General features: G+C 72.5%; 10 protein-coding genes and 1 pseudogene. 8 read left to right on the plus strand and 3 right to left on the minus strand.

The window, feature by feature from the left end; genetic code table 11:
- Positions 1-375: 375 nt before the first annotated feature.
- Entirely contained in the window at positions 376-1,350 is a 975-nt protein-coding gene (locus ACIGYR_RS17855) for a DUF4190 domain-containing protein (RefSeq protein WP_399598434.1), read from the minus strand.
- Positions 1,351-1,365: 15 nt separating this feature from the next.
- Here ACIGYR_RS17855 and ACIGYR_RS17860 point away from each other — a divergent pair.
- Positions 1,366-2,573 (plus strand): annotated as a pseudogene (locus tag ACIGYR_RS17860) (adenosine deaminase).
- Between the two features lie 137 nt (positions 2,574-2,710).
- Positions 2,711-3,397, plus strand: coding sequence for a glycerophosphodiester phosphodiesterase (locus tag ACIGYR_RS17865; protein WP_399598431.1), 687 nt, complete (start codon positions 2,711-2,713; stop codon positions 3,395-3,397).
- A gap of 200 nt (positions 3,398-3,597) precedes the next feature.
- Here the strand turns inward: ACIGYR_RS17865 and ACIGYR_RS17870 are convergent, their stop codons facing one another.
- Positions 3,598-4,194 carry an NADPH-dependent F420 reductase gene (locus ACIGYR_RS17870; protein WP_399598428.1) on the minus strand — a complete coding sequence of 199 codons (597 nt, stop codon included), beginning with the start codon at positions 4,192-4,194 and terminating at the stop codon, positions 3,598-3,600.
- 71 nt (positions 4,195-4,265) lie between these two features.
- Between ACIGYR_RS17870 and ACIGYR_RS17875 the strand changes: the two genes are divergently transcribed.
- Together ACIGYR_RS17875 and ACIGYR_RS17880 are read left to right on the plus strand one after the other, a co-directional pair.
- Positions 4,266-4,625, plus strand: coding sequence for a winged helix-turn-helix transcriptional regulator (locus tag ACIGYR_RS17875; protein ID WP_391847333.1), 360 nt, complete (start codon positions 4,266-4,268; stop codon positions 4,623-4,625).
- Positions 4,626-4,801: 176 nt separating this feature from the next.
- Positions 4,802-5,962 (plus strand): serine hydrolase domain-containing protein, encoded by a 1,161-nt coding sequence (locus ACIGYR_RS17880; RefSeq protein ID WP_399598424.1) that lies wholly within the window; start codon positions 4,802-4,804, stop codon positions 5,960-5,962.
- Here ACIGYR_RS17880 and ACIGYR_RS17885 read toward each other — a convergent pair.
- Complete coding sequence (locus ACIGYR_RS17885) at positions 5,952-6,464, minus strand: hypothetical protein (protein ID WP_391847331.1); 513 nt, start codon at positions 6,462-6,464, stop codon at positions 5,952-5,954. The genes ACIGYR_RS17880 and ACIGYR_RS17885 overlap by 11 nt on opposite strands.
- Before the next feature lie 295 nt (positions 6,465-6,759).
- Between ACIGYR_RS17885 and ACIGYR_RS17890 the strand changes: the two genes are divergently transcribed.
- The 4 genes from ACIGYR_RS17890 (at position 6,760) to ACIGYR_RS17905 (ending at position 11,923) form a co-directional block, all read left to right on the plus strand.
- Positions 6,760-7,563 (plus strand): helix-turn-helix transcriptional regulator, encoded by an 804-nt coding sequence (locus tag ACIGYR_RS17890; RefSeq protein WP_399598420.1) that lies wholly within the window; start codon positions 6,760-6,762, stop codon positions 7,561-7,563.
- Between the two features lie 311 nt (positions 7,564-7,874).
- Positions 7,875-9,074, plus strand: a complete 1,200-nt coding sequence (locus tag ACIGYR_RS17895) for an aminotransferase class I/II-fold pyridoxal phosphate-dependent enzyme (protein ID WP_399598417.1) — start codon at positions 7,875-7,877, stop codon at positions 9,072-9,074.
- Positions 9,067-10,317, plus strand: a complete 1,251-nt coding sequence (locus ACIGYR_RS17900; RefSeq protein ID WP_399598415.1) for an MFS transporter — start codon at positions 9,067-9,069, stop codon at positions 10,315-10,317. The genes ACIGYR_RS17895 and ACIGYR_RS17900 overlap by 8 nt, the downstream gene beginning before the upstream one ends.
- Before the next feature lies 1 nt (position 10,318).
- On the plus strand, positions 10,319-11,923 hold the full coding sequence (locus ACIGYR_RS17905; RefSeq protein ID WP_399598412.1) for a carboxyl transferase domain-containing protein: 1,605 nt from the start codon (positions 10,319-10,321) through the stop codon (positions 11,921-11,923).
- The last annotated feature ends 7 nt before the right edge of the window (positions 11,924-11,930 follow it).

The raw sequence follows: 11,930 nt of genomic DNA on the forward strand, positions 1-11,930 counted from the left end.
GAGCCGTCGGCGCAGGGGGCCTGCCCGGGGGGCGGAGCCGTCGGCGCAGGGGGACCTGGCCGGGGCTGATCGGTGCCGTCGGCGCAGGGCTTGTCCGGGGTGGGGCGGAGCCGTCGGCGCAGGGAGCCTGCCCCGGGGGGCGGAGCCGTCGGCGCAGGGGGCCTGGCCGGGGCTGATCCGTGCCGTCGGCGCAGGGGGCTTGTCCGGGAGCGGAGCGGTGGCGTTGGTGTGTGGCGGGGCGGAGCGGTCCTGAGGGGAGTGGCTCGGCCGGGGCGGGGCGATCATCGGTGCGGGGGTGTGGTGCGGGGCGGCGCCGTCAGGGCGGGGAGTCGGGCGGGGCGATGAGCCGGTGCCCGGGCCGGGAGATCGTCCGTGTCAGGTGTTCACCACGATGACGAGGACGAAGAAGCCCACCGCGAGGACGAGACCCGCCGCGCCACAGATGAGGCCGGCCAGGGCCACGCCGGGGTTCGTCGCCTCGCGCCGGCTCGCCTTCCCGCGGCCGAGCGCGCCGAAGATGACGGCCAGGATGCCCAGCACCATGGCGATCGGCCAGAGCAGGAAGCCGACCGCGGACAGGATGCCCAGCACCAGCGAGGCCGTACCCATGCCGTTGCTCGGGACCGGCTGCATGCCGGGCCAGCCGTAGCCGTAACCGTGGCCAGCGGGGTAAGGGGCATGCGGCGCACCCGGGTATCCGTACGTCGGCGTGGTGCCCGGGTAGCCGTACGGCACCTGGCCGGGACCACCGGGGGCGATGGGCGGCGGGGGCACCGGCTCCGCTCCCCCGTGCGACGCGGGGGACGCCGGCGGGGCGAAGGGATTCGCCGGGGCCGCGGACGCGGGCGCGGGAGACGCGAAGGGGTTCGCCGCGGGCGTCGGCGCGGGAGGCGCGAACGGGTTCGGCTGCTGGGCGGAGGCCGGAGGCGCGAACGGGTTCGACTGCTCCACGGAGGCCGGAGGCGCGAACGGGTTCGGCTGCGGCGCGGGAGCCGGGGATGCGGTCCCCTCGGTGGGGCTCGCCCACGGTGCGGGCGCGGCGTCCGTGGGGCTCGCCCACGGTGCGGGTGCGGCGTCGGTGGGGCTCGCCCACGGTGCGGGTGCGGCGTCCGTGGGTGCGAGCGGAGCCGAGGGCGTCGGCAGCGAGGTCAGCGTCTGCTGGTCGTGGACGGGGCCGGAGCCGGGGGCCGGAGCCGCGTCCCGCACCGGTGCCTCGTTCGCCGCCGGTGCCACCGCTCCCTTGTCCGCCGCCGGTGCCACCGCTCCCTTGTCCAGGGACACCGGGGGTATCGCGGACCGGTGCCCTGCGGTCTGCTGCGCCGGCGTGGACCGCGGCTCCTTGTCGGACATGGTGAAGGGACCCCTTTGGTCGACGTCCCGTCATGCTACGGGCCGGGCGGGACGGCACGGCCCGGGGCCTACGATGAGCCCGCGCCATCGATCAGCCGATCACCGCGCCCGGACCATGGACCTGGTCCGCGGGCGCCGTTCCCGGGGAGGACCCCTTGACCGACACCTCCGTACCCGCCGTCGGCACCGCCGACCGCGACCTGCGCGCCTTCATCGCCGGGCTGCCCAAGGCCGAACTGCACGTCCACCACGTCGGCTCCGCCTCCCCGCGCATCGTCTCGGAACTGGCCGCCCGCCATCGCGACTCCAAGGTCCCCGCCGACCCCGAGGCCCTGGCCGACTACTTCACCTTCACCGACTTCGCGCACTTCATCGAGGTGTATCTGTCGGTCGTGGACCTCATCCGCACCCCGGAGGACGTCCGGCTGCTCACCTTCGAGGTGGCCCGCGACATGGCCCGGCAGCAGGTGCGGTACGCCGAACTGACCCTCACCCCCTTCTCGTCCACCCGGCGCGGCATCGACGAGCGGGCCTTCATGGACGCCATAGAGGACGCCCGGAAGGCCGCCGAGGCCGAGTTCGGGACCGTACTGCGCTGGTGCTTCGACATCCCCGGCGAGGCCGGTCTGGAGGCGGCCGAGGAGACGACGCGGCTGGCCACCGAGGACCGGCTCCGCCCGGAGGGCCTGGTGTCGTTCGGGCTCGGCGGGCCCGAGATCGGCGTGCCCCGGCCGCAGTTCAAGCCGTACTTCGACCGGGCCGTCGCCGCCGGGCTGCGCTCCGTGCCGCACGCCGGGGAGACGACCGGCCCGGAGACGGTGTGGGACGCGCTCACCGAGCTGCGTGCCGAGCGGATCGGGCACGGCACCAGCTCCGCGCGGGACCCCGAGCTGCTCGCCCACCTCGCCGAGCACCGCATCCCGCTGGAGGTCTGCCCGACCTCCAACATCGCCACTCGCGCGGTGCGCACCCTGGAGGAGCACCCGGTCAAGGAGTTCGCGCGGGCCGGGGTACTGGTGACGATCAACTCGGACGACCCGCCGATGTTCGGCACCGACCTGAACAACGAGTACGCGGTGGCCGCCCGCCTGCTGGAGCTGGACGAGCGCGGACTGGCCGGCCTCGCGAAGAACGCCGTGGAGGCGTCCTTCCTGGACCCGGCCGGCAAGGCGCGGATCGCGGAGGAGATCGACACCTACACCGCCGCCTGGCTCGCCCACTGAACTGAACCCGGGCGGGTCCGCGCGGGGCCACGCGGAGTCCACGAGGGCTCGCGCCAGCTGCCGCGGACCCGTCGCAGACCCCACACGAGTCCCGTGTCCGGCCCGCGCGGTCCCACGGGACGGTCACAATGGGGGCCATGCAGACCGTGACCGCCGTGGCCCATCGCGGCGACCCCTACCGCTTCCGTGAGAACACCCTCGGCTCACTGCGTTCCGCGCTCGACCAGGGCGCGGACGCCGTCGAGATCGACGTACGGCTCACCCGCGACGGCGTGCCCGTGCTGCTGCACGACGAGACGCTGCAGCGGCTGTGGGAAGTCGGCCGGCCGCTGGGCACGCTGTCCGCCGAGGAACTGCGCGGGCTGACGGCCGGTGGTGTGCCGACGCTGGCGGAGGCGCTGGCCGCGACCGGTGACAGCCGGGTGATGGTGGACCTGTGCGGGCGGGTCGACCGCAGGACGGTCGAGCGGACCCTGGACGTGGTCCGGCGGTGCGGGGCCCGCGACCGCGTCTACTACAGCGCGCACGCGGAGGCGATGCTCGCCGTCCGCGCCGCCGACCCGGCCGCCGAGATCGCCCTGACCTGGACGACCCTGGCCCCGCCGCGGCCCGCGCTGCTGGCCGCGGTCCGCCCGCGCTGGCTCAACTACCGCTTCTCCCTGGTGAGCCGGGAGCTGGCCGCCCGCATCCACCGCGAGGGGTATCTCCTGTCCGTGTGGACCCCGGACACCCGCCGCTCCCTGAGCCGCCTGCTCGACCTGGGCGTCGACTCGATCACGACGAACCGCATCGCCCTCCTGCACACCCTGCGCACCTCGGTCTAGGTCTTTCGTTTGGATCAGGCCGGGTCAGGCCGGATCAGGGAGCGGGGTCTGGTGGTGGGGGCACCTTCCGCGCCGTTCAGGCGGTGGGGGAGCATCGCAAGGCGGAGGAGGGTGCCATGGCGGAGCCCCGGCAACCGACGACAACGCGGCGAGGCCCGGCACCAGGGCCCGCGAGCCCGGCGTGATCCAAACGAGTGGCCCTAGCCCCCGGCGAACTCCATCGGTGGCGCGATGGCCTGGGCGTCGGCGCCCTCGCCCACCCACAGCCGGATCAGCAGTGCGGCCGTCGCCTCCAGCAGCCCGGCCCGGTCCAGCCCGCCGGCGTGCAGCGGCGCGCAGCCCAGGTCGCGCACGAGCCGTCGTACGACCGCGAGGGCGTCCTCGTCGTCCCCGCACAGCGGGACGGCGAGGGGACGGCCCGCGAAGACCGGTGGGGTCAGCCGCCAGACGCTCTCATGGCACAGGTTGAACGCCTTCACCACGCGGGCGGTGGGCGCGGCGGCGGCGATCCGCTCGGCCGCGGCCGGGCCGCCGGCCGTGCGGAGCCCGAAGTCCGGGCCGACCGGGTTGGTGCAGTCGATCAGCACCCGCCCGGCCAGGGCGTCCGCGAGTCCGGCGACCGCGTCCACGACCGCCGGGTACGGCACGGCGAGCAGCACCGCGTCGGTGCCGTGCTCGGCCGCCGCGCGGACGTCGCCCCGCGACCGGCTGGCCGCGACCACCTGGTGCCCGGCCCGTTCCCACTGCTCGCCCAGCGCCTGGGCCATGTCTCCCCTGCCGAGGATTCCGATGCGCACAACTGCCTCCCACTGCCGTCCCGTTGGATAGGGACACGACAGTAGGAAGCCGCTCGGGCACCATTCGGTGTGTGAGCCATGACCAGCCCTTCCTCGCCGACTGCCGGGCCCGCCTGGCCTTCGACCTGCTCGCCAACACCTGGAACTCGGTGGTGCTGTGGGCCCTCAGGGACGGTCCACGCCGGCCGGGCGCGCTGCGCGCGCACATCGGCGGGATCAGCCAGAAGGTACTGACCGAGACGCTGCGCCGGCTGGAGTTCAACGGACTGGTGGCGCGCCGGGCGTACGACGGATCGCCGCCTCGCGTGGAGTACGAACTCACCCCACTGGGGCGGACGTTGCTCACGCCGATCGACGCGTTCGGGATGTGGGCCTTCGAGCACGGCGACGAGGTCATGGCCGCCCAGGACCGCTACACCCGCGAGCGCTGAACCCGATGGCCCCGGCCGGACCACCCGTAGGGGCCATCCCCGACAACTCCCCTTCGGCAAGGCTGGGTTGATCGGGGTCGGGCAAGGGTCGCACGCCCTCCTTCCTGAGGATCCGGGCGGCGGCCCGGCACCGGAGGATGATCACGCACCTGCACCCGATCTCCGAGGAGCCCGTCATGCGCCGTAGCAGTCGTTCCGCTCTCCTGGCCGCCGGCCTCGTCGCCGCGCTGGCCGCCGGCCCGCTGGCCGTACCCGCGTTCGCCACGCCCGCGCCGACGGCCTCCGCCGTGTCCTCCGCCCCGGCCTCCGCCGTGACCGCGGCCGGCCCGGACGCCGAGGCCCTCTGCGCCGCGATCGCCGGCCTGCCCGACCACGACGCCACCGCGGCGCTGCTCCGTGTCGGCGGTGACGGCACCTGGCGGGGGACGGCGGGCGTGCGGGACGTCCGCACCGGCACGCCGGCCCTGGAGAACGCGCGGTTCCGGGCCGGTTCGGTGACGAAGGTGGTCACCGCCGCGATCGTGCTGCAACTGGCCGCGGAGGGCCGGATCGACCTCGACGGCACGGTGCAGCACTATCTGCCGGGCCTGCTCACCAAGGACTTCGAGCCGATCACCGTACGGCAGTTGCTGAACTACACCAGCGGCCTGCGCCCGGGTGCGTCTCTCGGCGACACCGTCGAGGACGGCTACCGGCACCGCTTCGAGACGCTGACACCCCGCCAGGTGGTGGCGGCCTCCGTCGCACTGGGACCGGCGTACACGCCCGGCGCGCGACAGGACTACGGCAACATCCACTACACCGTGCTCGGCATGCTCGTCGAGAAGGTGACCGGTGACTCGTACGCGCACCAGGCGGCGGTACGGGTGTTCCGGCCGCTGGGCATGCGCGACAGTTCGTTCCCGGTCGGCGCGGACCCCCGGATCCACAGGCCGCACAACCGGGGGTACGACTGGATCGACGGCAAGCTGGTCGACGTGACCGACTGGAACATGACCGACCGCTTCGCCGCCGGTGACCTGATCTCGACGACCGCCGACCTGGAGCGGCTGCTGGTGGGGCTGTTCCGCGGCCGGGTGGTGCCCGAGCCGCAGCTGAAGGAGATGTTCACCCTGCCCGACGTGCCCGGGGCGCGGTACGGCGCGGCGCTGGAGCGGTTCGAGCTGAACGGAAAGGTGATCTGGGGCAAGACCGGCTCGCGGCCGGGTTACGCCACGGTGATCGCCGCGACCCGGGATCTGTCCCGCACCCTGGTGTACTCGGTCGGCTCCACGGACGCCAAGGGCGACGGCCTGCCCATCGCCCAGCGCTTCGCGTACCCCGCGTTCAACCGGTGACGGCCGGCGCACCGAGCGCCTCCAGCCGCTTGATCCTCTTCCGTACGACATACAGCGGGACGACACCGAAGATCCCGAAGGACATGTCGATCAGGCTCCACCAGAAGGGGATCCCGCGGACGGGTCCGCAGACGAGGGCGAGCGGGATGATCCCGGCACAGGCGATCATCCCGAACTCGACGACCCAGATGTTGCGGACGGGGTCGCGGTAGGGGCCGTAGAACGCGACCGCGATGACGAGGTGGGCGAAGGCCAGCCAGTCGGTGCCGTACAGGACGAAGGGGTAGTCGGCGTCGACGGTGTCCAGGCCGTCCCGCACCCGGGAGATCCACGCCATCAGCCCGGGCAGGTACTCCGGCACGGACAGCGCCCGCAACGCGTCCTCGGTCCAGCGCAGTTCGTGGACCAGCGGAAAGGCGGTGGCTCCGCTGAGGACCAGGCATACGACGAAGAGGGCCAGCCAGACACGGATGCCCTTGAGCAGGGCGGCTCTGTCGCTCATGGCGGGAGCGTACGCCGATAATTGAACGTGTTCAAAATCGGTCGGCGCCGAGGACGGCGGCCGTCGGTGCGGGCGGTTCGCTCCCGGGCCGCGGATCCGGGCCGGCCACGCCCCGGGGAGGAAGGGCCGGGTGCGGCACGCCGGTTACCCTATGCAGGGGACCTGACCAGCGGTGGCCGTACCGCGCCCGCGCACCCGACCCGGTGCGGGCGACGCCGTTGCGTGGCACTCCCACGCCGGCCGCTCCCCCGGGAGCCACGGCACGAGGCAGCAGTCAGAGCAGGGGCCCAGTTTCATGCAGCGCGACAACTCCACGGACCGGACCGGCGGACAGCTGCCGGACGAGGCGGTGGGACTCGCGGTGCTGCTGCGGGCCTGGCGGGCACGAGCCGGCCGCACCATGGGCCTCGGCAAGCCGCTGCCGCAGACGGAGGTCGCCGCCGCGGTCGGCATGAGCGAGCGCTGGTACCGGGACCTGGAACGCGGCACCCTGCCCCGGCTGGACGCCCGGACCCTGACCGCGCTGGCGGACGCGCTGCGGCTGTGCGCCGACGAACGGGCCACCCTCTTCCTGTACGCGGCCGGCGGCGAGCCCTTCCCCGCCGTGTCGCCCGGCGACGGCGTCGATCTGACACCGCTGCGCCGGCTGCTCGATCTCCAGCCCGCACAGCCCGCGTACCTCACCGACAACGCCTGGAACGTGCTCGGCCACAACGCGGCGATGGCCGAGTGGTTCCCGTGGGTGCGGGTCCCCGGCGCCAACCTGGTCCGCTGGGGACTGACCGATCCCGAGGCACGGGAACAGCTGGGCGACTGGCCGTGGCACGGACGGGCGTACCTCGCCATGCTGCGCTACGCGCTGGCGCAGTACCCGGACCACCCCGAACTCCCCGGGATCCTGCGCGAGGCACTCGCCGACCCCGAGTGCCGGCGGATCTGGGACGAGGGCCCGGTCATCATCGCCAACCGGGACGGGCACACCTTCCGCCTCACCATCCCCCGGTTCGCTCCGCGCACCGTCGACGTCGTCGCGCAGGTGCTGCATCCCGTCGGCTATCCGGGGCTGCGGCTCACGTTCCTCAGCCTCCAGGACGGCTGAGCCGCAGGGCCCACCGACCGCCTCAGTCTTCCCTAGGACGACGGCGCATTTCCATGGCCGCCGACCGGCAAAGATTTTCCGGTCCGGCGGCCGGCGCTTTTCCACCGCCCGTTACCGGCACCTCTCGGCCGGTCCGGCGACCGGCAATTTTCTGCCGGTTTCTTTCCGTGAACCCTTTCGGCCACGCGTTTCCCGCCAGCCCGCCCGACCGGCAGAACATTGCCGGTTGCATCCGTTGACATTCGCTACACCCGGTTGCGAATCTCGGAACTCGACTGAGCAGCGCTTCGGGAGCGACCTTGCATGCCTTCATGAACATCAAGAAGACGATCGGGATGAGCAACGACTTCTGGAACGTCACGGCCGCTTCCGGAATGGCGGGAATCGTGGCCGGAAACCTCGGCGCCGGCCGCTACACGGCCCACACCGACGGCCATGAGTTCCTCAACATGTCGTCGTACTCGTATCTCGGTCTGGACTCCCATCCGGCGCTGATCCGCGCGGCGGCCGACGCGGTCACCGACAACGCCTCGCTGAACACCTCGGTCTCCCGGATGCGCGTGCACTTCGGGATCCTCCGGGACGCCGAGGACGCGCTCGCGGACCTGTTCCGGGCCGAGACCGTCACGCTCGCCTCCTGCGCCGCGGCTGCCTGGTCCGCGCTGCCTCTGGTGGCCTCCGGCGCCTTCACCGGCGACGTGCCGCCGCTGATGGTGTTCGACAAGCACGCGCACTTCTGCCTGAACGCGATGAAGCCGAGCGTCGCCGACGAGGCCGAGGTCAGGACCATCCCGCACAACGACCTCGACGCCCTGGAAGAGCTGTGCCGCACGCACCCGAACGTCGCCTACGTCGCCGACGGCGTGTACAGCACGGGCGGCGCGGCCCCGGTGCGCGAACTGCTGGCACTCCAGGAGAAGTACGGGCTGTTCCTCTTCTTCGACGAGGCGCACGGGGTGTCCACCTGCGGCGACCAGGGGCGCGGGCTCGTCCTCGACACCATGGGCGAGATCAACGACCGCACGCTGATCATCACCTCGCTGAACAAGGGCTTCGGGGCGTCCGGCGGCGCGATCTTCCTGGGCCCGCGGGGCTCCCGGCACCGCCGTGACCTCGCCCTGCGCTACGGCGGCCCGCTCACCTGGTCGCAGCGGATCAACACGGCCGGACTCGGAGCGGTCATCGCCTCCGCCGAACTGCACCGCTCGCCCGAGCTGAAGGAGCTCCAGCGCCGCCTGCGGGAGAACATCGACCGTTTCGACGCCCTGGTGCCCACCGCGCAGAGCGGTGACGGACTGCCCATCCGGTTCATCGACATCGGCTCGGAGGAGAAGACGGTCCACATCGGCCGCGCCCTCCTGTCCGAGGGGTACTACACGTCCGCCCTCTTCTTCCCCGTCATCGCCCGCGGAAAGGCCGGACTGCGCATCATGCTGCGCGCGGACATGACGACGACGGACATCGAGCACTTCGGCCGCCTGGTCAATGATCTGCGGAGCCGAAATGACTGAGATTACCGCGGATCCGGAAAAGCTGGAATCCGGAGAAAGCGACGCCCGCCGGCAGGTGAACCGGCGCATCATGGCGCTCTCCTGTCTGCTGGTCTTCATGGCCCAGATGGCCACCACCATCTATCTCCCGTCCCTGCCGATCGTGGCCCACGATTTCGGAATGTCCCGCAGTTTTGCGGCGCTTTCCATTTCGGTGTTCGTGGTCGGGGCCGCGGCCCCCGTCGTGCTGTGGGGCGTGGCCGCGGACCGGTACGGCCGCCGGGGCCCGCTGCTGGCCTCGCTGGCGCTGTTCGTCCTCACCAGCGCCGCGATCGCGCTGCTCCGCTCCCCGGAGGCACTGCTGGTGCTGCGGGCGCTTCAGGGCATCGGCGCCGGCGGCGCGGCGATCATCGCGCGCATCCTGGTACGGGACCGGTGGAGCGGTGACGAGCTGGCCAAGCGCCTGTCGGTGCTGTCGATCGCGTTCATCACGGCGATGGGCGGCGGCCAGTTCCTCGGCGGTCTGATCGGCCGCTACGCGCACTGGGAGACCGGCTTCGCCGTCCTCGCCACGGTCGGCACGGCCGCCGCGCTGCTCACCTTCACCGTGCCGTTCGAGTCGAGCCGTGCCGTGCAGCGGCCGTCCGAGGTGCTGCGGATCTGCCTCACCATCAGCAGGCAGCGCGCCTTCCTGCTGCCGGCCCTGGCCGGTGGCGCCGGGTTCGCCACGATCGTGGTGCTCCAGGAGGTCAGCCCGTTCGTCTTCCAGCAGCACTTCGACCTCGCCACCGACCAGTACGGCAGCCTCGGACTGCTCCTCGGCGCCGCCTACTTCGGCGGGGCGATGACCGTCAACCGGCTGGTCGCCAGGTCCGGTTCGGGGCGGCTGATGACCGCCGGGTCGGTCGTGATGACCGCGGCCGGCGTGCTGATGATCGTCCTGTGGTCGGTGCCCGGCCTGCCGGACACCGGCGCGCTGGTGGCCTTCGTCGCGCTGTACTGCGTGACCACGTTCGGCCAGTCCGTGCTGTTCCCGAACAGCATGGCCGCCGCCGTCAGCAGTCAGCAGGGCCACGGCGCCTACGCCGTCTCCCTGTGCGGCTTCCTCCAGCAGTCGATGGCGGGCGTGGCCGCGTCCAGCGCCGCGCTGCTGCACGCCGACCTCGCCTGGGCCACGGTCGCCGCCGCACTGGGCGCCGTCGCCTGGCTCATGACCCGCATCGCCGTCCCCTCGGCAGCACCCGTCGCCACGGAAGGGAAGTGACATGGCGGTTCTGCGTTCCCACATCAGCCCCTCCAGCGAGGTGTTCCGCCGCAACAGCGAGGCGTACGACGCCCTGCGCGAACGGATCGCCGAGGCCCGCGCGGCGGCCACGGCCGGCGGCGGCGCCCAGGCGCTCGCCAGGCACACGGCGCGCGGCAAGCTCACCGCCCGCGAGCGGGTGAGCCGGCTGCTCGACCCGGGCACCCCGTTCCTGGAGATCGGCCAGCTCGCCGCGCACGAGGTGTACGAGCAGGCCGTGCCGTCCGCGGGCCTGATCACCGGCGTCGGCGTGGTGGAGGGCCGCCCCACGGTCGTGTTCGCCAACGACGCGACCGTCAAGGGCGGCACCTACTACCCGCTGACCGTCCGCAAGCACCTGCGGGCCCAGCAGGTCGCCCGCGAGAACGGGCTGGCCTGCATCTACCTGGTCGACTCCGGAGGCGTGTTCCTGCCGATGCAGGAGGACATCTTCCCGGACGAGAACCACTTCGGCCGGATCTTCCGCAACATCGCGGAGATGTCCGCGATGGGTCTGCCGCAGATCGCGGCCGTGCTGGGCTCGTGCACCGCCGGCGGCGCGTACATCCCGGCCATGTGCGACGAGACGGTGATCGTGCGGGGCAACGGGTCGATCTTCCTGGGCGGCCCGCAGCTGGTGCGGGCGGCGACCGGCGTGATCGTCGACACCGAGACCCTGGGCGGGGCCGACCTGCACACCGCGACCAGCGGGGTCGCCGACCACCTCGCCCTCGACGACGAGCACGCGCTCGGCCTGGTCCGGGAGATCGCCGCCCGGCACGGCAGGGACGTCCCGGCGGCGCCGCCCGAGACGCCGGTGCCGCCGCTGTACGACCCCGCCGAGCTGCCGGGCATCATCAGCGCCAACCCGCGCGAGCCGATCCCGGCCCGGGAGATCCTCGCCCGGCTGCTGGACGGCAGCGAGTTCACCGAGTACCGCGCCCGGTTCGGGCCGACCATCGTGTGCGGCACCGGCCGGATCGGCGGCTACCCGGTGGGCGTGCTGATCAACGACGGCGTGCTGTTCTCCGAAAGCGCCCAGAAGGCGGCGAACTTCATCGAGCTGTGCTCGCAGCGCGGTATCCCGCTGCTCTTCCTGCACAACATCAACGGGTTCATGGTCGGCGCCGAGTACGAGGCGGGCGGCATCGCCAAGCACGGCGCGAAGATGGTGAACGCCGCGTCCTGCGCCGCCGTCCCGAAGTTCAGCGTGCTGATCGGCGGCAGCTACGGCGCGGGCAACCTCGCCATGTGCGGGCGTTCGATCGGCCCGCAACTGATGGCCATGTGGCCCAACGCGAGGACCTCCGTGGTCGGCGGCGAGCAGGCCGCGACCGTCATGGCGCTGATCAAGAACGAACAGCTGGCCAAGCAGGGCCGCGCGATGACCCCGGAAGAGGAAGAGTCCTTCAAGAAGCCGATCCGGGACAACTACGACCGCGAGGGCCAGCCGCTCTACGTCGCCGCCCGGCTGTGGGTGGACGCCCTGGTCGACCCCGTCGACACCCGTGAATGGCTGACGCTGAGCCTCGCCCTGGCCGCGGCAGCACCGCAACGACAGACACGCTTCGGCGTGTTCAGGATGTGATGGACCG

It is taken from the genome of Streptomyces sp. NPDC053076, assembly GCF_044546845.1.
Classification (GTDB): domain Bacteria; phylum Actinomycetota; class Actinomycetes; order Streptomycetales; family Streptomycetaceae; genus Streptomyces.